Source organism: Carnobacterium sp. TMP28 (assembly GCF_047553015.1).
Taxonomy (GTDB): Bacteria; Bacillota; Bacilli; order Lactobacillales; family Carnobacteriaceae; genus Carnobacterium_A.
Window position 1 is genome coordinate 2,091,241 of record NZ_CP180212.1, and the last position, 25,104, is coordinate 2,116,344.

General features: G+C 34.1%; 19 protein-coding genes and 1 pseudogene. 2 read left to right on the forward strand and 18 right to left on the reverse strand.

What is annotated here, in order from left to right:
* Positions 1-20 precede the first annotated feature (20 nt).
* Positions 21-1,787: a hypothetical protein gene (locus ACMHYH_RS09955; protein ID WP_414839248.1), complete on the reverse strand. Its 1,767-nt coding sequence runs from the start codon at positions 1,785-1,787 to the stop codon at positions 21-23.
* A gap of 966 nt (positions 1,788-2,753) precedes the next feature.
* Here ACMHYH_RS09955 and ACMHYH_RS09960 point away from each other — a divergent pair.
* Positions 2,754-4,031 carry a DEAD/DEAH box helicase gene (locus tag ACMHYH_RS09960; RefSeq protein ID WP_414839249.1) on the forward strand — a complete coding sequence of 426 codons (1,278 nt, stop codon included), beginning with the start codon at positions 2,754-2,756 and terminating at the stop codon, positions 4,029-4,031.
* 564 nt (positions 4,032-4,595) lie between these two features.
* On the opposite strand, the gene ACMHYH_RS09965 is transcribed toward ACMHYH_RS09960, so the two are convergent.
* Positions 4,596-5,279: a class A sortase gene (locus ACMHYH_RS09965; RefSeq protein ID WP_414839250.1), complete on the reverse strand. Its 684-nt coding sequence runs from the start codon at positions 5,277-5,279 to the stop codon at positions 4,596-4,598.
* Between the two features lie 338 nt (positions 5,280-5,617).
* Between ACMHYH_RS09965 and ACMHYH_RS09970 the strand changes: the two genes are divergently transcribed.
* Positions 5,618-8,302 carry a 5'-nucleotidase C-terminal domain-containing protein gene (locus ACMHYH_RS09970; protein ID WP_414839251.1) on the forward strand — a complete coding sequence of 895 codons (2,685 nt, stop codon included), beginning with the start codon at positions 5,618-5,620 and terminating at the stop codon, positions 8,300-8,302.
* A 287-nt stretch (positions 8,303-8,589) separates the two neighbouring features.
* Here ACMHYH_RS09970 and ACMHYH_RS09975 read toward each other — a convergent pair whose 3' ends face one another.
* The 16 genes and pseudogenes from ACMHYH_RS09975 to ACMHYH_RS10050 all read right to left on the reverse strand — a co-directional run bounded on the left by ACMHYH_RS09975 (position 8,590) and on the right by ACMHYH_RS10050 (position 24,975).
* Complete coding sequence (locus ACMHYH_RS09975) at positions 8,590-9,048, reverse strand: putative immunity protein (protein WP_414839252.1); 459 nt, start codon at positions 9,046-9,048, stop codon at positions 8,590-8,592.
* 369 nt (positions 9,049-9,417) lie between these two features.
* A complete protein-coding gene (locus ACMHYH_RS09980) occupies positions 9,418-10,743 on the reverse strand; it encodes a DUF308 domain-containing protein (RefSeq protein WP_414839253.1) in 1,326 nt (441 codons plus the stop codon).
* Positions 10,744-10,867: 124 nt separating this feature from the next.
* Positions 10,868-11,203: a zinc ribbon domain-containing protein YjdM gene (locus tag ACMHYH_RS09985; protein WP_414839254.1), complete on the reverse strand. Its 336-nt coding sequence runs from the start codon at positions 11,201-11,203 to the stop codon at positions 10,868-10,870.
* Between the two features lie 299 nt (positions 11,204-11,502).
* Positions 11,503-12,129 carry a class I SAM-dependent methyltransferase gene (locus ACMHYH_RS09990; RefSeq protein ID WP_414839255.1) on the reverse strand — a complete coding sequence of 209 codons (627 nt, stop codon included), beginning with the start codon at positions 12,127-12,129 and terminating at the stop codon, positions 11,503-11,505.
* Positions 12,130-12,220: 91 nt separating this feature from the next.
* Positions 12,221-12,514, reverse strand: a complete 294-nt coding sequence (locus tag ACMHYH_RS09995; RefSeq protein ID WP_414839256.1) for an SHOCT domain-containing protein — start codon at positions 12,512-12,514, stop codon at positions 12,221-12,223.
* Between the two features lies 1 nt (position 12,515).
* The gene (locus ACMHYH_RS10000; RefSeq protein WP_414839257.1) at positions 12,516-12,899 is read right to left on the reverse strand and encodes a hypothetical protein; all 384 of its coding nucleotides are present in this window, start codon (positions 12,897-12,899) and stop codon (positions 12,516-12,518) included.
* Positions 12,900-12,941: 42 nt separating this feature from the next.
* Positions 12,942-13,136, reverse strand: a complete 195-nt coding sequence (locus ACMHYH_RS10005; protein WP_414839258.1) for an SHOCT domain-containing protein — start codon at positions 13,134-13,136, stop codon at positions 12,942-12,944.
* Positions 13,137-13,452: 316 nt separating this feature from the next.
* Positions 13,453-14,820: a sensor histidine kinase gene (locus tag ACMHYH_RS10010; RefSeq protein ID WP_414839259.1), complete on the reverse strand. Its 1,368-nt coding sequence runs from the start codon at positions 14,818-14,820 to the stop codon at positions 13,453-13,455.
* Positions 14,804-15,550, reverse strand: coding sequence for a response regulator transcription factor (locus ACMHYH_RS10015; RefSeq protein ID WP_414840387.1), 747 nt, complete (start codon positions 15,548-15,550; stop codon positions 14,804-14,806). The genes ACMHYH_RS10010 and ACMHYH_RS10015 overlap by 17 nt, the downstream gene beginning before the upstream one ends.
* 325 nt (positions 15,551-15,875) lie before the next feature.
* Entirely contained in the window at positions 15,876-16,457 is a 582-nt protein-coding gene (locus tag ACMHYH_RS10020; protein WP_414839260.1) for a fasciclin domain-containing protein, read from the reverse strand.
* A 312-nt stretch (positions 16,458-16,769) separates the two neighbouring features.
* Positions 16,770-17,601, reverse strand: a pseudogene (locus ACMHYH_RS10025) (AraC family transcriptional regulator).
* Between the two features lie 276 nt (positions 17,602-17,877).
* A complete protein-coding gene (locus ACMHYH_RS10030) occupies positions 17,878-19,089 on the reverse strand; it encodes an amidohydrolase (RefSeq protein ID WP_414839261.1) in 1,212 nt (403 codons plus the stop codon).
* 97 nt (positions 19,090-19,186) lie between these two features.
* Positions 19,187-20,629: a cytosine permease gene (locus ACMHYH_RS10035; RefSeq protein WP_414839262.1), complete on the reverse strand. Its 1,443-nt coding sequence runs from the start codon at positions 20,627-20,629 to the stop codon at positions 19,187-19,189.
* A gap of 476 nt (positions 20,630-21,105) precedes the next feature.
* Positions 21,106-22,581, reverse strand: a complete 1,476-nt coding sequence (locus tag ACMHYH_RS10040) for a flotillin family protein (protein WP_414839263.1) — start codon at positions 22,579-22,581, stop codon at positions 21,106-21,108.
* Between the two features lie 10 nt (positions 22,582-22,591).
* On the reverse strand, positions 22,592-23,200 hold the full coding sequence (locus tag ACMHYH_RS10045; protein WP_414839264.1) for a hypothetical protein: 609 nt from the start codon (positions 23,198-23,200) through the stop codon (positions 22,592-22,594).
* 350 nt (positions 23,201-23,550) lie between these two features.
* A complete protein-coding gene (locus tag ACMHYH_RS10050; protein ID WP_414839265.1) occupies positions 23,551-24,975 on the reverse strand; it encodes a cryptochrome/photolyase family protein in 1,425 nt (474 codons plus the stop codon).
* Positions 24,976-25,104: the final 129 nt, after the last annotated feature.

A 25,104-nucleotide genomic window follows, 5' to 3' on the forward strand; every position in this document is an offset into this window, starting at 1 on the left:
AAATCTCCTATCTTTAACCTTTATTCTTGACTGAAGTGCCCAAGAATATTTTTAGCTGAGTTTTTTAAAGCTGCTTTAGTCGCCCCAGACACAGTATCATATTGTATATTATTAAATTCAGCTTTCAATTGTTCCAAGTTACTTTTCGAAAGGTTTTCTTTTAAAATAATTCTTTCTTTACTATTTTCTTCTCTATTTTTATCTATGCTGTTAATGTCTTCTTTCTCGTAGCATGAAAGAATGTGTTTTTCTATTTCTTGATTCGTAGCACTACTAGTTAATTCATTTAACCGCTCTATATTTAAATACTTAGGTATAGCAATAGAGATTTGTTCTTTTTCAGCTGATTCTCTTTTATTTGAAGTTTTTTTAGCAGCGGAAGTCATTACTCGCATCATCTCAGCATATCTAGCCAGTTTTTGTTGATTTAAGGATGTCCGGCCCACTTCACTTATTAAGTCTTTTGTAACTTCATTTATATCTTCGATCATAAAAGTAATACTTAATTGCTGATTCTTTATAATATGTTGAAGCAATAATTCACGCTGAGTATTTTTTTCACTTTCTCCTACGGCAGAAAATTTTTTAATCCCTTTATATGTCCCTACTCCTATGAAGGCTAACATTCCAATGCCCGTAGCCATACTAGAAAGACCGATAACTCCTCCCATACCTAAAGCAGCAAGGCCACTTGTAATTCCAGTAGCACCTACTCCAACTACGGAACCACTAAAATATATAGCCGCTAACGGAACACCTACCGATACAGCTTGTGCACTAATATCAGTCATTGTTTTTTTTATTTGGTTATCATTCATTTTATTTTTAATTATATTTTTATCAATATTCAGTAATTCAATAATTCCAACAACTTGTTTGCTATCAATATTCAAATTTTCTTTAAAATCAAGTATAAATTTATCTTCTTCCCATTTATATGATTCGTTATTTTTAAAAAACAAGTTTAAAATATCTTTTAAAAGAGAAAGTTTTAAAAGTTCAAAATTTGATTCTTCTTTTATGCAATTATCTTTTAAAATATTTAATAATACAGTTGTATTCTCTTTTTTTTCGGTACTTCCAATATATGGTCTTAAAGATGATCTAGACTCAAGTGAAAGTGAATTTTGTGCTACTAGTGACATAATTTGACTATATTTATCACTATCTATTTCATTTTCACTGCTATAAATATAATTAATAACTACTTTCATATAATTTAATTTTGTATTTTCACTCATATCTGAAAGAGGTCTGTGTTGGTCTGTAACTTTAGTCGCATCTACATTAGTTTTTATTTCTTCTATAATTTTTTGGATTAAATCACCAAAAGCATCTTCATTTAATCCTGTTAAAACAATTTCATCTAGTGTTCCATAAGGACTAGTAACACTGCTAACTCTTACCTTAATATCATTGTTTATAAGTTCAATCATTACTTCATTTTTTTTTGTAGGTGGTCCAATTTTTTTTGTTACTTCAAAATAATTTTTTTCTACACCAACAATATCTTTAAATAGAATTTTTCTTGGTTTTTTTAATAGTTCATTGATATAAATAGCTTCACCAGTATAGATAATTCCTTCTCTTGCTGATTTAAATAGTGTACTATCTGTAATAGCTATTACATATTTAGGATTGATTGCTGTTCCAAAAGCTTTCAAAGCGTTATCCATTTTCTTGTTTGGTATATCTGGTGCTAAATAAGTTGTTTCTCCTACTGTATTTACAGTATCCTTAATCAAATTTTCAATGCTCATTAGCTGCCTCCTAAAATATTTTTTCATTTCATAGTATATGTAAATAATAACATTTACTATCAACTATTTGAAAGGGTTTTCATAAAATTGTATCCGAATATATCTTTTTTTATAATTAAATTAATTCTTTCTTGATGCGATATCCAGTATCTCTTGTAACTTCTGTTTCTTCTGCAATCTTTTTAATTGTTTTCTCTATCTGCAATTTACTTATAATCTCCTGATAGGTCATTCTATCTTTAGTATTAGTTGCATTCGCAGAATGCTTCAAATTCCTTCCTTTATAGCATACTTTTTTCTTGACTATTTCGATTCCTTGTTGTTATTGTTTACGTTTGATTTCTTTTCTTTCGTTCTCTACTGTCCAAGAAAGTAGCTGGACAATGATATTACAAATCAGTTTTTGTAAACCAGAATCTCCTAATTCTTGATTTAGAATGGGTAGATTTAAAACTATTAATCCAATTTTTTCTAATCAAATTCTTGAACGATTTGAATGATATCATCATAATTCCGTCCTAAACAAGCTATGATTCTACTATTAATATATCTTTTTCTCGTAAAAATTGTAACGTTTTTCACTCCATTTGATTAATCATATTTTCTCCAGATATTTTTTTCTGTTCCAACATTTTTTAATGCTTCTAATTATCGGTCCAAGTTTTGTTCTATTGTATGCACTAGCGCATAACTTACCTTCATATTATCATTCATTTCAAAATCATTTAATCGATACTACAAATACAGTAAAATCAATACATGTCGTGTGTCGATTATAAGTACACTTATTTTCTCAAAAATAAAATAATATGACTCTACCTTCTATTTCTGATACAATAGTCCAGTCACGCTATTTCTCAGAGAAACTATTTATCTATTCGGAACAGGTCGATTTTTGAAAGATAGTCAGACTCTTATAGACTAAACCAACCTAATCCGAAACACAGTTACAAAAAAATCAAATGCATGTCCAACATGCCGAGGGAGAACCACTTGTTATTTAATGAATTAGAATTGAACCAACACTTATTGCACGCACTGAAAGAAGCAGGTTATACAAAAGCAACACCTATCCAAGAAGATGCCATTCCGCATTTAATGAACAACAAAGACTTATTGGGTTGTGCCCAGACTGGTACTGGTAAGACAGCTGCCTTTGCCTTACCTATCCTTCAAAATATCATGGAAGAAAGAACTTATGGAAAAGGTAGCATTAAAGCCTTAATCCTTGCTCCTACCCGTGAACTTGCCATACAAATTGGTGAAAGCTTTCAAACATACGCTAAATACCTTCCATTGAATATCCAAGTAATTTTTGGCGGCGTTTCCCAAAATCCTCAGACAGCCGAGCTGAAACGCGGAACGGATATCCTGGTCGCAACGCCAGGCAGACTATTGGACCTTATTAGACAAGGATTTATCAAACTGAATAAGGTTGATTTTTTCGTCTTGGACGAAGCCGATATGATGTTGGATATGGGAATGCTACGTGATGTACGCCATATTATCCGAGAATTGCCGAAGAAACGTCAGAGCATGTTCTTTTCAGCAACGATGCCGAATGAAATCGAAAAACTTGCAGGAACGATTTTATCAAACCCGGTAAAAGTAGTCGTCAATCCAGTTTCATCAACTGTTGAAGTTATCAATCAAAGCGTTTATCCAGTAGCTAAGACCGATAAAACTAACTTACTTATCTATCTTTTGAAGAATAAGGGGGTTGAGCGCTCTCTAGTCTTCTCCAGAACCAAGCATGGTGCCAATAAAATTGTCAAAAAACTTTTGCAAGCGGGTATCTCAGCTGAAGCGATTCACGGCAATAAGTCCCAGAATGCGCGTCAACGAGCTCTAGAAAACTTCAAAACTATGAAAATTAACGTTCTTGTTGCGACAGACATCGCAGCCCGTGGTATTGATGTGCCTGAGCTTTCGCAAGTCATCCTGTATGACTTGCCTGAAGTTCCAGAAACCTACATTCACCGTATCGGCCGCACAGGACGCGCAGGACTAGGTGGAAAAGCCATCTCTTTCTGTGATGAAACAGAATCAGACTTGTTACGTGACATTGAAAAACTTATTCAGAGAAAAGTTCCAGTCATAAAGGATCAACCTTATCTATTGAAAGAAGGCACTCAAGCACCTTCACAAAAGGCGAAAAAAGCCGTTCCCGCCCGCAACAATGGAACACAATCAAAAAATAAGCAAAGTCGTAGAGGCGGTCAAAAACCCGCACAAAGAACTCGTGTACAAGCGAAAAAACACGTAAAGTAACCGGTTGATAGAGCCACCTACTTTTATATCGGTAATGACTTAAGATAAGCAAATCATCCATTTACACTCAAAGAACAGAACTCAAAAAAGAGAGCAATTTATTATCAAAAATAAATTGCTCTCTTTTTATTTTCCAACTTACTAATAGTACTGTTGCTAATCTTGAAAGTTTCTTAAAAGAAGTTGAGATTGTCCGTCAAGATGGACAAGCTTTAGGCAATTAAGAATACAATTTTTTTTCGAGTAATAAAGAATGCTCAGTAAGAGCTATCAGTATATTTACTCCAATATAGAATAAATATATTCTTCCAGAACTTACTAAAAAATAAAATAAATCACAGAAAAAGTCAGCTTAGTATTTTCTCTAAGCTGACTTTTTTAGTTGCATTGCACATATAGCTCTAAATTCAAGGGTTCTTCCCTATTCACTGTCACAGAATTTTATTCATTTAAGACTCTGTACAATCTATCTATAATCTATCCATAACTAGTTAACCGCTCTATTGAAACAAACAAAAATTCCGATTCATCGAATTTAAAAAATCAAAAACTCTATCATATAGCTCAATACATAGGAAGATTAAAAATAGCAGCAATTTCTTCAGGAGCTTCTCCTACAGAGAACGAGTCAATCAACTCTCCTTGAGTATTCAACCGCATTTCTCCGTTGTAATTACACGTAATCATTGTCAGCAATGTTGTTTCTGTGTCACGAATGACATCTACACGTGTGGGTTCGATAATTTCATGGATTGCAAGTTCATAGACATAGATCATTTCTTTATCTGTCAAATAAGCCTTCATGCCTATTTTTGCTTGGTGAAGTGGAGCAAAAAGCAATGTCGGATCTTTCATGTTGTGACTAGCTAAAGAATAATTTCCTTTTCCCATTTCTTGGTCAGGTTTCATTGTTCCAGCACCTGAAATTAAATTTTCATTAGAAACGCCCTCAAGTATAGCTAAATGCATCCCTATTTCTGGTATAGCCAAGCTTCCTACCACAGGCAATGCATGTTGACTAAACTGAGATTTCAATACATCTTCTAAAGTCACTTCGGTAACGTTTGAAAAATCGTATGAGACTGAATCAGAAGCAGTAGTCTTGATATAAGTTTGATTCGTTAATTGATTGGAACGATGACGCACATACGCATGTTGAATGGGCTCGGCCATTAAAAACAACAATCCAAAAATAATCATGATGGAGCCAATAACTGTCCATAACTTTTGCGAACGCAAAAACTTCATTTCCTTGAGCTCCTTCATGCAAAAAGTATTTTGTGAATGAACAATTATCTATTTTTCTTATTTCAAAAACAGTATCCATTGATGGAAAATTATTCACCTTTAATTATAAGCAAGAAACAAGAAAGATGCAATAAAAACCGAACTGATTTGAAACGAAAACAGGAACCATTCGTATGTATCCGCTTCACTTATTAAAATTAGGTTAGAGTATTTGATGTAAGCCTTTACTTCGGTAAAAAAACAAGTACAATTTAAATGTGACACTATTTAAGGAAGGAGCAAAACTTTTGTTTGTTGTGTTGGTATAAATTAATGTAGACATAGGAGGAATTTAGTACATGAAAAATTGGCGTCAGTTTATACAATCATTGGTTGTTTTAGGTTATATTTCTACAACATTGGTAAGTCCAGTTGTTACTGTTCTGGCGGTAGGAGATAATGAGGTTGATCCTTCTCCGCAAGTCGAAAAATTAGATGCTACAATTGATAGTGAAAAAACAATCGATTCTGCTTTAACTCAAGATGAACCAGTAGTCACTGAGGAAGATAAGTCTGCTTCGGATACAGTAACAAGTGAAAAAGATGTGGAAATAAAACCAATAGAACCAACAGAGCCAACTGAAGTTTTGAAAGAGGATTCAGAAGAAATAAAAACTGAGCCAAAAATAGAGGAAGAAACAACTGAACCAAAAACAAATGAAGAAAAAGTAGAAGCGACAGCTCCAACAGCAAAGATGGCAATTGAGCCACTTGCTGCAGATAAAAATATAGCGCTACAAATTATGGGGATAAATGATTTCCACGGAGCATTGAATACAACGGGTACTTATTACTCTTCTGATGGTACTAGATTAAGAAACCTAGGAACCGCTCCATTATTAGCAACATACATGAATGAAGCGGAACAAGCTTTTACAACAGCAGCAACTAAAGATGGTCTAGAAGCGAATTCCATTCGTGTAGACTCTGGAGATCGTGTAGGTGCAAGTCCGGCTGTTTCTGGTCTGCTTCAAGACGAACCAACTATTCGTGCATACAAAGCAATGGGCTTTGACATCGGAACATTGGGCAACCATGAATTCGATGAAGGACTAGCTGAATACTATCGTATTACAAAAGGAATTGCTCCAGAACCTGGTAAATTTAAAGATTATGTTATGGATTATAGCAAAACTAACGATGGTGACAACATGGAGATTGTTATAGCAAACGTAGTAGATAAAGGGACCACGAATATTCCTTACGGTTGGGAAGCTTACACTGTGAAAGAAGTTAACGGTGTAAAGGTTGGCTTTATCGGTATTGTTACTACTGATATTCCAAATCTTGTGTTAAAACAACATTATGTAGGATACGATTTTTTAGATGAAGCTGAAACAATTGAAAAATATTCTAAAGAATTAAAAGCAAAAGGTGTTGAAGCAATTGTAGTTTTAGCACACGTTTCTGCATTAAGTACTTTTAACAAAGATAATCCAGAAGCTGGCAACGTCGGTGGCGATGTAGCAACTATCTTAGGAACATTAGATAAAAGCTACCCTGAACATAGTGTCGATGCCGTTTTTTCTGGACACAATCATCAAGCAGTCGATGGTGTATTTAATGGCACAAACTCTGATACTTTAGTTGTTCAAAGTTCTTCCAGCGGAAAAGGATTTGTAAACTTAATAGGAGAATTGAATCCAACTACAAAAGACTTTGCTGAAACACCATCTGCAGATGTCATTTTCGTAGAGCCAGGTAAAACTCCTGAACCTAACGTGGACAAACTTGTAAAAGACACAGAAAAAATTGTCGATGTCATCACCCAGGAAAAAATTGGGACGGCTTCAGGAGATATTTCAAGAGAAGTGAACGAATACAAGGAATCCGCACTTGGAAACTTTATTACTGATGGCCAATTAAAAGCTGCGAGAGATTGGGGATACAAAGCAGACTTCGCGATGACGAACAATGGAGGAATCCGAGATAACTTAAAAGTTAAAGAAGATGGAAAAACTATTTCATGGGGAGCAGCACAAGCTACTCAGCCATTCGGTAATCTACTTCAAATAGTTGAAATGAAAGGGTCAGATGTATTACAAGTATTAAATGAACAATACGACGGAGGTCAAAAATACTTCTTGCAACTTTCTGGTTTAACTTACAGGTTTACAGAAACTGCTGTAGAAGGTCAAGAGTATGGAGTATTAGATGTAACTTTACCTGACGGATCATCTTTAGATTTGGATAAAACCTATACCGTAGTTATTAATGACTTTATTTTGGGTGGTGGAGACGGTTTTGCAGGATTCACTAAAGCAACGAAATTAGGTGAAATTGATCCAGATACAGATATTTTTATTTCTTACATTAAAGATTTAGAATCTAAAGGTGTGATCATTGATACCAAAGTAGAGGGACGCAAACAATATATCAGTATTGAGTCCGTTATCAAAGACGCTACAACATTACCTGAATTAACTGAAAAAACAAAGGAACTAGTCGGTGTAACCGTTCCTAAAGCTACTGTTGAAATGGCATTAAGAAAAACAGTTATTTCTACTGTTGCAGATGATAAAGGAAACTTTACATTAGATTTATCTTCCTTAAATCTAAAAGTTGATGATGTTTGGAAACTTACAGTTATCAATCCTGATGGCTTTGCGATTGAATTAGATGTACCTGTAGTAGCAGCGAAAGAAACACCTGTCGATGGCGACAAAAAACCTGTCGATGGCGACAAAAAACCTGTCGATAGCGACAAAACACCTGTCGATAGCGACAAAACACCCGTCGATAGCGACAAAACACCCGTCGATAGCGACAAAACACCTGTCGATAGCGACAAAACACCTGTCGATGGCGACAAAAAACCTGTCAAAGGCGATAAGAATGATTCTTCAGTATCAAAAGAAGAACAAGGTAAATTACCTCAAACAGGCTCACAAAACTTGGGACTGTTTAGCTTAATTGGAATAGCTTTTGCTGGTTCAGGAGCTGTTATTCTTTTCAAACAAAAAAAGTTAGCGAATAAAAAGTAAAAACCTTTCGAACTAGTGTTGGCTTATGCTAACGCTAGTTTTTTTTACCCAGCATGAGGGAATAAAAAATAAAGTAGATAGCTCTTCTCTCTGTTGAAAAACGTATAACTATTCTTGAAAAAAAAGCCACCTCCAGCAATAGCTAACGTTGGCATTAAGTCTTTCCAAAAATACATACTCAATTTGCTTTATCTTCTATGCTTGATTTAATCATAAATCGTAAATTCCACTGAACTAATAGCTCCGTAATTTTTTTGAGAAATTGTATTATCTTTTAGCCTATCTATCTAGCTATATTTTTTTATTTCATTAAATTGCCACTCACGTTCAAGAGTAATAGCTCCAATATCGTTGGAGGTTATCAGTCCTACAGTCTTTATAGCGTAGTCAGAAGCAATCATTGCATGCTCTTTCATATGTCCACTCCCTACCGCCTGCCCCACTACTCTTAACGCTGTTTTTTGTATTTCAGAATCACATTCTCTAGCCAGTCTATGAATACTAAAACCTATCTGCCTCACATCATGCATTCTTGCTTTACCCTCTTGCCATAATTCATTTATTCTGAATCCTTCTACTAGTTCAACATATGATTCATAATTTATACCAACTGTTTCTAAAATATGTTTTGCTAATGATAAGGACCATTTTGCAACACTTACCTGATCCATCGTTTCATATAGATCATCTATTTGTTTTCTTAAAGGAGAATTATCGAGTATCTTTATTTTTACTTTTGTTGACATGAATAAGCCTCCCTTACCTCTTTATTCTATCAAATTAAATACATGGTCCTTTGAGAAATTTCTCTTGGAGTACGCTCTTGAGTTTAACGTTCCTAAGAAAACTCTATTAATGGAATTGAAACAATAAAATCTATTAGTAATACCCTTAGCCTAATTTTTTAGACTAAGGGAACTTAGCTACACCACTTTGATGAACCTACTTTCTTCATTCTATCATTTCATATTATTCCATTCACCAACGAATCCTTCGTAAGTCTAGTCCATTATCTTTATTTCAGCACAACTAACTCCTTTATTTAGTGATACAGACTAATTTTTTTCTAGTTAGCATCCATCATCAATATGCCTACACAAAGATTTTATCCAAGTTTATTTCTTTTGCTCATAGTAGATAGTTCTTGATATTACGATACTATTTTTCTTAGAAAACTCTGTATTAAAATACTCAAAATAAGCACCTGGAGTTATAATTCCTTGAATCTTGACGATATCTATTCCAGATTGTCCAACTATCTTATCAGCTAGAAGAACACAATTCGTATTTAATCCAAAATAAGTTTTAAAAGGCCCTTTTTTAAATTTATAAAAAGTACCTTCAATAGCATTGTAGAGGATACTTGCATAATCTTCGCTAGGTTTATCAGGTATTGAGCTCGTCTCTTTATCTAATTCACTTTGAGGTTTCCATCTATACAGGTTTTTATGAATATCCGCTATTTCACTCCTAACTCTATCTTTTTGCTCTTCATTTAATTTTAAACCAAACCCAAACAAGGTTTTCCCCATGTAGTGTTGAGAAAACGTTATATAGTCATCTTTATTTGGAGATTCTACAAATATACCATCAGAGATAAGTCCTTTTAATTTATAGGTTTTTTCGTCGTAACTTCCGTAAGTCATCAGTTTTCCATCAAAATAAATATCTACGTGGCCCAACATACCAAGGCCTTTTTCAGTTACATGAACAAGAACTTCTAAATCATATGGAGTCGGTTCTTTATAAGCAACTAAGTCTTCTGGTTTTAACTCTTTTGTTTCAAAGGCTTTATTGATCTTCATCAGCATTTTATGCGGAACTAAAGCCACCATAAATACAGGAAGGCTTATTTTAATGCGTCTTTTAAAGGAGTTGGTGGTCTCTTTAGGTAGACTATCTAATACCGAATCAATAATGAATGAAATCCCATAAAGAATAAAAAATAGCCCAATACTATTTGAAAGAGGCAACAGGGAAGCCAATGGATGAATAATGATCAGTATTCCTAGAATAAAAAGGACAATAGCTACAAATAAAACTAAAAATCTCCTAGCTACATCATTTTCCTTATACTGAAGATAAATCAAAAATCTAATTACTCCACTAACAAGTGCATATAGTCCAAATAAAATTGGCAGGATGCCTACAATAAGTTCTGGTTTAAAATATATCAGCCCAGCAAAAAGACTATTCATTAAAAATCCAATAACTTTAGCTATTGAGGTAAGTCTTTTTTTCTTAAGTGGCGTAAAACCAATGAGTTGAAAGAAAGCCGTAACCACGAATAGTAAAACTAAAAGAGTTAAAAGATTCTTCACCGCAAATAAAAGTATCCCTTTTTGAGTTAAAAATATTGTCCCTACTACCACATACAAAAACCCTGAAAAAACCATTGAATAGACATCAAGATTTTTTAACTTTAGTTCTTTTATTTTCATCTGTTTACCTCTTTCTATTTTTTAACGTTAGAAAAAAAGACTTAACTTAAATAAGAAGCGGTTAAACTAAAAAAAGCCATTTAAGTTAAATAGAATGGCTCTAGTTTATTTTTCTTAACTAATATTAAGCTTTTTTCACAAATTCCGTCTTTAATTGCATAGCACCGATGCCTTCGATTTTACAATCAATATCATGATCACCATCAACCAATCGGATAGTCTTTACTTTCGTTCCTTTTTTTACAACAAGGGAAGTTCCCTTTACTTTTAAATCTTTAATAACAATTACTGAATCTCCATCATTTAATGGATTGCCGTGTGCGTCTTTGAACTCTTTTTTGTCTGTTTCAATAATTGAATCTATTCCCCATTCATGACCACATTCTGGACAAACAAACAGGCTACCGTCTTCATAAGTATATTCTGAATGACATTTTGGGCAATTTGGTAAATTAGACATGTATGATTTCCTCCAATGACTAGTGTTACTTATATAATCGCATACCCTTACTGGATTGGCAATGTCTATTTTTTCACATATTAAATCTGCTTAAGTATATTCTTGTTTTTCCAATAAAAGTTAACTGTCTCTCAAGAATAAACCAAGCAGTTTATTTATTATGATTAGTCACTAGTACTGTAGAATCATCTGGCTTTGTACCTATTTTCTTCTATTTAATATCGTAATGTAAACTAACTTTAGTTTACTAGTCATTTTTACGTTACGTACTCAGTAGCTCCACAATAAATTCCACATAGCTATTTCTTATTTCTTATTTCTATTAACTTTACAATATCGCTCCATAAATCTTGAGTCTCTATTTGTTCTTCTTTAAATCCAGCTTTCACTATGTTTTCAAGTGTCTTTCTATTAATATTAGCTCCCCAAGTATGTAAGGGAATAAAATTTACCGCATCCATAACTTTACCAACCAGACGATGTTGGCTTCTCATATGCTCTAGCATCACTATTTTTCCGTTGGGTTTGCAGACTCTTCTTATTTCTTTGAGTCCTTCTACAGGATCCGGTACTGAACAAAATACACATGAAGTCACAACTGTATCAAATGTGTCATCGGCAAAGCTCATTTTTTGAGCATCCATTTCAATTAATGTGATTGCTTCTTTTCCTTTTGTCTTTTGAATGGCTTTTTTTAACATCTGTTCACTAAAATCTATCCCAATTATTTCTACGTTATCTGGATAAAAAAGCAAGTTTTTCCCAGTACCAACTCCGACTTCTAGAACTTTCTTCCCTTCAATGGCATCCATTAATTTCTCATTCCAGGCACTTTTTGTCATAGCTTCCATCGGTCCTTCTAAAACATCATATATTTTAGAAATGCGATTGTAACGATTTTTAATTTTTTTAGTTTCATTGCTCATTTAGATTTCCCCCTTTATCAACAGTATAGTATACATAAAACGAAGCACCAACTAGTTAAGGAATACTTTTCACTACCTCTTCTTTATCTCATTATACTTCTATTGCCTTCAATATGGACTGAAATTCTTCATGACTAATTTCACCACAAGCATAACGCAATTTTGCTGCTTCTTTAGCCGTAGTAACTGCAGAGGTCTCTTTAGTTTGTTCTGACTCTTGGTTTTTTTGCCTCTTAAAAAATACATAAATGACTAATACAATCAGTCCAACAAAAATCACTTGTTTGAGATTATTACCAAACAGTGTATTAAGCGAATGGAAGTCTTGTTGTAGCCCATTGTATCTACCTTGCGAAAAGTTCCCCATATGTCCTCCGTTCATCATCTTAATTTCTCCCTTCTCTCATCCTAAAGTGACTATTTCGAGATGAATCATCTGTTTCGTGCATTCCCTTGTAAAATTCTTTCCGTTCTGAATTTGTTAAGTTGGCGTGCATTTCATCCATCTGCGATTCCATCTGTTCAACAGTTGACTGGTTTTCTTTTCGAAAATTCTGCATCTCATCAAATGATATGCCTTCATTTTCCATAACGCTTTCCATCTGTTCTAAGTGATTTTTCCCCATCATAGTAGAGGCATTGGTACCTCTAATCTCTTGCTGTTGATTGATCGGTTTTTGATTCACTGTCTCCATCCCCGAATGAAAAGATAAGCCAACTCCACTTACAAGAGTCATAGTTGCAACTAATAGTCCATTAATTATAGTCATATTGATTCAATCTCCTTTTAATTGTTTTTTATACCATAGCCGTTAGTCTTCTAGTAGATTTTTCTTAATTTGTTCGAACTCTTCAAGAGATAGTTCGCCTTTTGCAAGTCTGACCTTCGCTATCTCTAATGGTTTTGAACGCTCAACTACTTGATTTTCGTTTATACCAACGGAATGCTTGCGGTTTATTCCTATATAAACTAAATATCCAATGAGTAAAAATGGTATAAGCATCATATCTCATTCACCTCCTAATTCATCTGTTCATTTTGATCTAATGTGCTGTCTGTTGTTATCCTTAATACTACATCTTACTCATGGAGATGGTATGGGCAAGTTATGGGGAATTTGTGTAGATAGCACCAACTTAAGGATTGTTTGTCGATTTCTATACTTTATCGTCTAGAATTTCTATTGCACTATCCCACTTTATTCATATTGATAGATTAAAAAGCAACCTACTCCCAACTAGGGACAGGTTGCTAACTTAATCTTTGTGAATACACTTATAAACGAGCTGCATTAAAATAAAAATCGTTTAGTCGCTTTATTTCTATTTTTTAGGAAAGTATAATGTTATTGTTGTCCCAACAGTTAATTGACTCCGGATTTTGATTTCTCCTCGATGGGCTTCTACAAATGCTTTTACAATAGATAAGCCTATCCCAACGCCACCTGTTTTTCTATCGCGTGATTTATCGCCTCTATAAAATCTTTGAAACAATAAAGGCAAGTCCTCTTCTTTTATTCCCACTCCTTCATCTTTTACGATAAATATAATTTGATTGTCTTTCTCTTCTACACGAATAAATACTTTGCTTCCTGGTGGTGTATATTGTAAAGCATTGTTCACAACATTTATTAAAATTTGGATAATTTTATCCTGGTCACCTAAGAACCATGGAAATTCTTTTTTACTTTGTATTTCTAGCACTACACCTTTTTCACTAAATAATGGATTGAATTGTTCTTCTATAAAAGACACTATCTTCCCTGTTTCCAATTTTGTTTTAGTTAATTTAATCTGAGGATTTTCGGCTGCAATTAATTTTTCTAGCTCATTTACTAATCTAACTAGACGCATCAGTTCTGCGTGAAATTGGTCTAATCTCATTTCATTAGGCTCCCATATTCCATCTTGAAAAGCCTCAATCTGACTCCTTAAAGTTGCAAGTGGCGTTCTAAGCTCATGTGCAAAATCAGCTGTAAACTGTTTTCTTAATTTCTCTTCTTTTACTAAAGAGTCTGCAAGCTGATTAAATGATTCACCTAATGGCTTCATCTCTCCTGTCAAATCATTAAGTGGAATTTGAGTCTTCCATTGATGATTGCGCAACTCAGCAACTCCTGTTACAAGTTTATTAACTCCTAACGTTAAGCGTTTTGAAAATAACAAACTAGCTATTATAGATAAAATAACCGTAAACAATACAGCAAGAATGATGTTTCGTTTAATTGATTTTAAAAAAGCAAATTCATCGCCATCTAATTGGCCTGAATAGTAGACGGTTAGATGTCCAATGACCTTATTTCCACTCTTTAGTGGATAAGACTCTGATTGATACTCGTTAGTATTTAATGAAGATTGATGGCCATTCATTCTACTCATCATTGATCCCATGGAGGTTGAATCAAGGACTAAGTCCCCGTTAGTAGTGTTCATTTTATAATACAAACTCTCTTTCATCGCTTGCTGATGCACCATATTTTTTACTTGTTCATTCGTTAACTGACCCGTATCATCGTATTGTTGGATGACTTCCTCTTTAATTGTTTCAATACTTTTCACTCTATTTATAGTAATATAATCCGTGAACTGATTTTCAACGCCAGAAAAAATAGTCATGCTCGCAATTAGAATACCACTTAAAGAGACCACCAAAAGATACAATAAAACCCTTAACCTAAGTGTCAGATTCATCTTTAATCCCTCCAAATTTGTATCCCATACCAAATACTGTAAGGATAAAAATAGGATGACGCGTATCGGTTTCTATTTTTTTACGTAAATTTTTTATATGCGTATCAATATTTCTTTCATACCCCTCAAAATAACTATCATTTTCCTGTAATTTTTCTAATAAATCTGCTCTGCTGTATACTTTTCCGGGATAACCAATTATCGCTGTTAAAAGTTTGTACTCATTTGGAGTCAAAGTGAGGATATCATTAGCTAGTTTCACTTCTTTTTTCACAAAATCAATGATTAATATACCCTTATTAAAACTTACCTTACTCTCATTTATAGTTTTTTGTGTTCTTCTTATCAGAGCTTTTACTCGCATGACGACCTCTCTTGGACTAAATGGTTTCGTCACATAGTCGTCTGCACCAATCACAAGTCCATTAATTAAGTCATCCTCTGCAGATTTAGCCGTTAGCATGACTATCGGTACCGTGCTGTCTTTTCTTACTAATCGACACACTTCTTCACCAGATATATCAGGCAACATTAAATCTAACACAATCAAATCAGGACTTTGGCCTTTTGCTTTTTTAAGCCCTTCAATTCCATTCGAAGCCACGAGAACTTTCCAGCCTTCTTTTATAAAATATGCTTCTAATACTTCACAAATTACTTTTTCGTCATCAATAATAAGAACTTTCATCAAAAACTCACCTCGTATAACGTATCTTATCATTTTATTCATCAAAAAGGGGAATCCCCATCATTTCTACACAACTATGCTAGACAATTATTGACAGTCCATTAAAGGATTTGGTACAAAATTTAATACAAAAAATAAGTGGCTTATCTCCAGTTCACCACCGGAAGTAAGCCACTCAATTTGTTATTTGTTCGTACGTTTAACCTTAGTTTTTTAAGAGACACTAGATTAGCAAACACAAACATCCATACTTTAATGAGTCGTTTCTTTTTCAATTCATTTCGTACTATTGTATTTCTTTCAGCTGTTTGAGAGTCTTTTTATTGGTATACTCTAATTTTATCAAACTTAAAAAATTTAGCGTAACTTATTTTGCATCTACTTCTTGTAATTCAAAATCAGCAGGAACCAAAACAGTGTCAATCACGTGTACAACGCCGTTTGTTGCTTCAATATCTGTTGTACTTATTGCTGATTCATTTACCATAGGATCTCCCATTAAATCAAATGTTACTTCTTCTCCATTAACTGTTTCTGCTTTCATTCCATCTGTTAAATCAGCAGCTAAAACTTTTCCAGAAACAACGTGGTACGTAAGAACTTTTGCTAAATCAGGTTGTGCAAGTAATTCTTCAGCCGTAATATCTAAATCACCTAACAATTTTTCAAATGCAGCGTTAGTCGGTGCAAATACTGTAAAAGGACCTTCACCTTGAAGAGTTTCTACAAGGTCGGCTTCTTGAAGAGCAGATACCAAAATACTGAAATCTGGATTTCCTTGTGCAACACCAACAATATCTTCTTTAACTTCGACGGATTCTTCTACAACTGAATCTTCACTCATTGAATTCTGATCCATGTTGTCATCTGTTCCACATGCTGCTAATAATCCAATCGCTGCAAATGAAATTAAGCCCAATCGAAACTTCTTCAATAATGCTTTATTCATAATAAATTCACCCTCTCTTATAGTATAAAAAGACCTCTCAAACAATAGAGAATAAGCTCGTTCCCTCTCTCTAAATTAACTCTAATTGAAAGGATAGTGTAAGTCAATTATTCAGTATCAAAAGAGACTGTTCGACTATTTATTGCTCTAAACTTAAGGGATTTTTAAGAAAAGCTCACTTTCAAAAGAATCATTATCCTCATTGGACCAATCTTTAAATACTTTTTTCCAGATCTTGTAATGACCATTTTAATCTAAAAAAATTGGTTTTGAAGTGACTAACCTAATAGAGTATCTCACTGTATCTTTTCATTAGTCTACTTTCACAATCGGGACCCATAATTCCATATCATAGTCAGGGCTGTACATGTCTCCTTCACTATATACATACTTCGAAATCAGGTGTCCCGGCGTGTTTGTATCCTTGTTCTAGAAAGAATACTTCTATGATATATTTCCAACCTTCTTGAATAGAATTAGGAATAGCTCCTTTTAGATTTACGATAGCATATTCTGCTTCAGGTACTTCTAAACTATCAAGACCTAACTCTTTAACTTTTCTTTGATCCTTTGCGTTATAACCTGCCATGTAATGAGTAGCTTTACTATTAGTCATTTCAAAACACACATCATAGCTTTGACCATTTCCTAACTCTTCTAATTCTTTAACTGAATTTTCTTGAAACAGTCTATCCCATATTTGTGAAAACTGATTAGCCTCAATGCCTTCAACCTTTATTCCTGCGACAGTAAATGCGTCTTTTTTTTCAATTTTAATGGTCATATTTTTTCCTCCTTGAATCGTTAGTGATAATTGAATGACAGAAAAAATAGTGAATATTGCGCCATTCCTAACTTCACTAGGTGTGAAGTGATGGTATTTTTTGAACGCTAATCCAAAAGCATCTGGAGAGTCATACCCATATTTAATAGCCAGTTCAATTATTTTCTCTCAACTCTATGCAGCTTTTGTCAGCCTTCTAAGCCTAATGTATTCACTTAGAGGGTAATTAGCCAAGATTGAAAAAATTCTGCTAAACATGGGATACGAATAACCTGATAAAGAGGCTATCTTCTTTTCATCTACTTTACCATCTAAGACACTTTCAATATAGGCAATCGTTTGATTAAATTCATGTATCATATTCGCTTTATTTCCCTTCTTGTTCCTATTCTATAACGAATAAGAACGGAATACCCAAGAATAGACGTACAAAAATTATCGTGTGTTTATTTGAAGTAGGTAAACAAAGTAAAAAAGGATCGATATAAAAACAACGTATCCTTTACTTTATTATTTTCTCCACTCTAAAGTAAATTAAAAAAGGTGATTTCTGTATTTTACAGAAATCACCTTTAACAGTACACTTTTCAGATTGCCCTATATTATATTTACCTTTACTTATTCGCTTTTTTGGACTTATTCAAAAGAACCTGAAACAACTTCCCCTTTAAACATAACAACTCTTTCTGGACAAACTCTTGCAATTAAATGCGCCGTGCTTTCAGCTTTTGTGAACAAAATATTAGCTGAATCGCCTACATTTGGCCACTGTCTATTCCCTTGTGCATCTAGAGCAGTTAAACCATTTGAAACGAGTCCATAAGCTTGACTTAATGAGATTTCATCAACCATTGAAAATACTTCTGCTGCACGGTTTGCAATTCGAATCATATCACCTGTTCCGAAAGGAGACCAGTGGTCATTGATATTATCATTGATAACATTAACTCTGACTCCGTGTTTTTGTAAGAAAGGAATCGGTGGAGCTGGAGCATCGATTGGTACGGTTGTATTAATAGCAATTTGATTTTCTGCTAATTCTTTTACGACACCTAACAATGAGTCTTCACCTACTGCACCCATCGAATAAGCATGGGTAATCGCTACTTTTCCTTGCATCTCGTATTTTTTTGTAAATGCAACAATTCGCTTAATTTCATAAATACCTAATTCACCTGGATCATGAAGATGAATATCTATTTCTTTATTATTCTCATTTGCAATTTTAAATGTTGTCTCCAATGATTGTTCAATATCATTGTCAATTGTCGCTGGATCTAATCCACCCATTGCATTAATAGCATCATCTTTTGCTGCTTTTGATAAAAGACCTTTCTCTTGGGTTTTAAGCGTTCCGTGCTGTGGAAAAGCTACCAACTCATAATCTAAACGATAGCTATTTTTCTCTAAAACTTCTCTAATTAGCTCTATATTTTTCATTTCGATAACAGGGTCTAAATTCACTTGTACGCGAAGAAAAGTAGCCCCACTTCCACAGATCAAATCGATTAACGCTTGGGCTTTCTTTGGAGCATCTTGTAGAAAATCAACTAGAAAACCTTCTTCTTCAATAATGCGTTCCTTTACGCCTGCTACTGGTACTACAGCTTTCCAACTACCACCATAGTGTCCTTTATCTAGATGAATATGGTTGTCTCTTAGAGAGGGCGAAGCTAAATAATTTTTCCCGTCAATAACACCTTCAATTCCCGCAGGAACTTCTTTTGCTATTTCTTGTATTGTACCATTTTCTATTTTTAAAGCCACTTGGTCTGTCGTTGTGACACTATCATTCGCTTCTTTTTCTAGATAACCTGTTTCTAAACGAATATTTTTAATCCAAACCATGTCCAACACTCTCCTTTTATAGTTGTTTTCTTATTTTCATCTTAGTTGATTAAAAGAAAAACTATTTTTCCGCCTTGATGAGCTGCATCTGCTATGCTTAATTTTCTTTATTCTTTTTCATTTTGTTCAATACACTATAAATAACAAAAGAAATAGTTAATCCAGAAAAGAATGCAAAATTATTTAAATTAACAAGTAATGGCATACTTTGTATGAATGCTCCAGACATCGTTAAAACAAAACTGAGAATTAAAATACCAAGTGCTAGCATGTTATATCCATTAGCATATTCGCCATTTTCACCAGGTTTTACATAAATATTTTCTAAGTTAATTTGTTTGTGTCTATTGAGATAAAAACTAGAAAGCATGATGCCTAGTATTGGTCCAAAAAGCGATCCAATAAAACTATAGAATAAATATAATGTGCTTGTATCAGCAACTAATTTCCAAGGGAAAATTAATGTCCCTAGAATAGCAGTGAAAATTCCACCTGTTTTTACAGTAAATACCTTAGGAAATAAAGCGGTCAATTGTAAGCCAGCTGGAAGTAAATTCGCAAATACTACAAAAGCTGTTGCACCAACGTTTAGTGCTAAAATCAATACAATAACAGCTAAATTACTATCCATTTTATCAATTGCGTAAGCGATATTAAAGATTGGCTCACCGAATGCAATTTCAGTTCCTGCAATTAAAGCGACTGTTGTAATAGCAAATAAGACGTAAGAAATAATCATTCCTAATGGTAGACCAATCATTGCGTCTTTTGGTCTCCTAGCACGTTGAGTAAAATCTCCGATGTTTACAATGGGTCCTGCCCAGTTGGAAACTAACGTACTAACAGCTGCTACAAAAACAATCGGACTTCCCATTGTTGTCGCTGGAGTGTAAGCCATTACTGGACCCCATCCTCCGGCCATACTAATTGCCCAAACTGCTGCACCAATAATGAAAACATAAACAACTGGTGAAGATAAACTACCAAATTTATCAAGTACTCCTCTTCCACCCATGAATAAAGCAACTGTCACAATCCATAACAGGATATAAGAAATCATTGTTGGTAAATCTAAACCAAAGAAATTAAAGTTCCCGCCTAAACTCAAGTAATCCGGATAAATTCTAGTAAAGATAATGTTTAAAGCTTCTGCTCCTACTACAGTAGTTGTTCCGAAAAATACTAATCCTGCTATTAAGCCTCGAGCTAGCGTTGGAATGAGTGCTCCTTTTACACCAAACGTATCTCTTAATAACATTGAAAAGGGAAGGCCATATTTTGAGGAAGCGTAACCATTTAGTGCGTATAAAATTGAAACGATTATTGCTGAAACCATAACTGCTGATAATACTTGAGGCACGTTTAAGCCTAATACAAAGAATCCAGCAACCGTCATATAACCCATGAGATTATGCACAGCACCCATCCAAAGAGTTACAAATTTCATTATTCCCCAATCTCGGTCAGCAGGTTTTACGGGTAGAACATCATCAGAATAGTCGTATTCTTTGTAATTTTCACTAATTTTAGCTTGATCCATTATTTTTCATCTCCTTTTTTTAAATACCAATCGTTTATCCTGTTAGTTTTTTCCAGTCTATTCTTGTACTCCTTTCTCAATTTTTTTTAGTATTATCACTAAATTTAAATAACATTTTCTATTTATATACAGTATAGGCCTTAACTATTTTTTAAACACTGGCTAACATATCCAAAAATACAGCGCTTACTTGTGTATTTTATACAATAACTATGGAAATATTATCACTCTCATAGAATACTAGTCCTATTTACTCATTAAAGAAAACTGGTACAATTTATATAAAAAAATCTCGAATTTTCTTTCCTTAAGATAATATGTAAACAAAAAAGCTCCAACACACTTTTTCAAAAGTGTGTTGGAGCTTATCTCTATTTTTTAGTATTTAAATCAATCTTAGTATCTTAAATGTGTGGCAACGATAAGATGTATAATCGATCCGCCTCAAGGCTTCCAGCCGTGCACTGGTATAGATTTTATTCTGAATCTTCTACAATTACAGGTGCGTCAGATTCAGTTACTGGCTGGCTAAGTGTCTCGTTCAAATTATTGATTTGACGACCAATGTTCTTTGTTCCAGCTATTGAATTGATTAATTCAATTAGGTCTAAACCCGTTGCGTCTTTAAGTGCTTCTTGTGTCGAAGCTAACACGTTTGTTGCTGTTTTAGTAATAGCTGAGGCACCATTTCCATCTCCACTATCGACAACGGTAATTTTATCAATATTGCCTAGTGGTTCTGCAGATGCTTTGATAATAGCTGGGTAAGCTTCAATTAGAAGAGTCGTGATAGCTGAACTTCCAATCCCCTCCATAGCTTTAGCCCATGCTGTTTTACTTTCAGCATTAGCTTGACCGATTAAACGAATACTTTCAGCTTCTGCTTGACCATTTAATTCAATTTCTTTGGCTCTAGCTTCAGATTCAGCAATGGATTTATTCTTACTAGCAATCGCGCTTTGTTCAACAGCGTAACGTTCAGCTTCCGCTTTCTTACGAACAGTTGCATCGTATTCGCGCTCTTTTTTCATCGTTTCTTTTTCTTGTAATTCAATTTGCTTTTCACGTTCTATAATTAAGGCATTACCTTCTTCAACCACAACGCGTTTTTTTAATTCAGCACGTCTCAAGTCATAGGCACTCTCGGCTTCGGCCTTAGCAATATTTTGTTCTCTCTCATACGTAGAAAGCAATAGACTTTTTTCTTTTTTAGCATTCGCTGTTTCTGTTTCACGTTGCAATTCAGCTTCTTGAGATTTTTGATCGGCTAAAGCACGTTGAATGCGTGTTTCTTTGTCTGCGTTTGCTGTTTTGATGTCAGCATCACGTTTAACTTCAGCAATACGACCTTGGCCCAATGCTTGTAGGTAACCATTTTTATCTGTTACTTCTTTTACGGTGAACGATACAATCACTAAGCCCATTTTAGCTAAATCACTTGCAGCTTCTTCTTGTACATTGCTGTTAAAGACATCTCTATTCTTATAGATATCTTCAACGGTCATCCGACCCAAAATAGAACGCAAGTGACCTTCTAATACTTCTTTGGCTTCGCCTTCTAATTGTTCCGTTGTTTTGCCTAAATATTGCTCTGCAGCTGTTGCAACATCTTCGGAAGTTGATCCGATTTTGATAATCACGGTTCCATCAACAGCGACCGGTACACCTTCTTTAGTATAAACTTCTGGTGTACGAACATCTAGTTTTGAAGATAGAAGGGATAACTTATTAACGGTTTGAATAATAGGCCAAACGAACGTTCCGCCTCCACTAACAATCTTCATTTTATTATTTGTCTCAGGATCGATAAAAACATTTTTATTTCCTAAAGCTGTACCAGAAATAATTAACGCTTCGGCTGGTGAAGCAGTACGGTAACGACTAACTAATAACACTAATAAAATAACGGCAATGGCGATAGCGCCAACTGTTCCAAATAAGGCTGAATCCATGTGTTTATTCCTACTTTCTTCTTACTCTATTTTTTAAAGCTTGTTTCTTTTTGTTTTCATTCCATGTTGGTGCTCGTTTGGCAATAGATTTGATACTATTGTCATAAGGTAAGACATATAGCACACGGTCTCTAACATCCATTATTAAGACATTTTCATTCATGGGAATAGCTGTTATACCGTCATCATTTTCATAAATTTTAGCCATTTTATTTACTCGTGTGAACCCCGTATAAACAACGACTTCACCTGTTTTATCAAGTGAAATGGGAATAGATATCTTTCCTTCTTTCCCCTCTAATTGATAAATAGAAGTAATGCTAGAATTTTCGGCACGTCCCTTAAATGGCAAGATAACAAGAATATTCATTAACATAATTGCAATCATAATAACAAAGAAAATTCCTACAAACAGTAAAGTAGATACTGCTTTACGTCCTGCTACTACTATTCCATATGTGATAAAAAACGCAATCATACCTGTAACAAAAAAGTCACTAATGTCATAAAAACCGATACTGATTATATCTTTCAACGGCAACGTTAAGATGGCTAAGACTATACACCCGGCAAAAGCATACTGTAAGTACAGTGGATTCTCTAATACAACAGTTAGCACTTCCTTTTCACCTCCCTCCGGTGAACTTATTTCTAATGAGTGGTTCCCATTATCTAAGCTCCATATATGATATTTTTTTGATTTACGAACGGTTTCATCTATGATAAAACAACTACATACTTCATTCCTATAATACACTTTGTAGGAGCTTCCTACAATACAGTTGGCATCTATTATCCCACTTTATTTTTCTATTTACTACGATAATTGATTTTTAATCTATTCACGACCTTCCTGAGTGATACGTAATCAAAAAGATAGAATCTCACTTTGAAGAAAGTAAGATTCTATCTTTTAAAATACATCTAAACTGACCTTATTAAATTGCATCAGCCTCTATAAAACAGAGACTATTTTTTGTTCTCTTCAACTATTTTTTTGCTTTCTTCAAATGCTTTGATGGTTAATTGTCGTCTTTGTTTGTGTGAGACAATCGGTTCAGGATAATCTTTGCCTATGATTACTCCAAATTCATTTTGTTCTTTTTCAGAAAGTTTTGAAGGGTCATGTATCTTTGAAGAAGTAATATTTTTCAGCTCTGGAACATAGTGTTTAATAAATTCACCATTTTTATCAAACTTCTCTGATTGAGTTGTCGGGTTAAATATTCTAAAATAAGGAACGCTATCTGTCCCCGTTGAAGCCGCCCATTGCCAACCGCCTATATTGCTAGCGGGATCGTAATCAACAAGCATTTCTTGAAAGTATTTTTCTCCCCATCTCCAATCAATGAGCAAGTCTTTCGTTAAAAAAGAAGCGGTTACCATACGCAACCGATTATGCATCCAACCGGTTTCTTTCAACTGTCGCATGGCAGCATCGACTAGCGGGAAACCGGTCATTCCTTCTTTCCAACTCTCGAAAAATAGCTCATTATTCTCCCACTCTACTTGTCGAAAAGAGGGATTAATTGACTGATTTTTTTGGTCAGGATGAGTCGTGTGTATCATATTATAAAAGTCTCTCCAAGCCAACTCTTTAATGAACGTTTCTTTGCCTAAAGAATCTGTTGCAAGGCTGACTTGATCATAAACCGTTCGAATCGATAGTTCACCGGCTCTCAAGTATTTAGATAACTGGCTTGTTGCATTTTTCAACGGATAATCTCTCGCTTCATTGTAGTCATCTAAATCTTGTTTAATAAATGTATCTAAGCGCTCATGTGCTGCTTGATTGCCTAACTGTAATTCTTTAACAGCAATCTGTTTACTGAGAAAATGATTAAACTGGTCTTCATCTTTTGAAAATAGTGGTTCTTTAATTAGCTTTGCTTCATCAAACACCACTTTAACTACTCCAGGTTTTTCTAGTTCAATCCATTTATTGTAATAAGGCGTAAATACCTTATAATACGTTCCAGAATTTGTCTTTATTTCCCTAGCTGCATGAATATGGTGATCATAATAACCATGAGCCTTGACTCCTAGTTCCTTGAAAATAGTACTTGCTAGCTTATCACGTTCAAGACCATAGCCCGTTTCATCTCTATTAATATAAATATCTGACCAATCTGGAATTTCTTTCTTTAATTTTAAAAAACATTCTTTTGTACCTCCATACAAAATATGCAATATACCTTTTTTTACTTTTATTTCATCACGTAAGACTTCTACACTTTTAAAAAAAGCAGCTTGATTTGATGAGTTTTCTCCTAAAAATTGCTTCGGATTGACATGAAACAACAGCATCAACGAGTCTGAATCTTGAAAAGCCTGTTTTAATGCTACATTATCTTCTAATCTTAAGTCTCTCCTAAACCACATAACAGATACCAATTTATCCCTCTTTTCTAATTTATTTTCTAAAGAATTATTTTTATCCTTTTTTGTAAACGATTATGACTAGTCTACAACAGTTACCAAGAATAGCTCAAGACAAAGGACTATTCTTTCAGCTAAAATGAT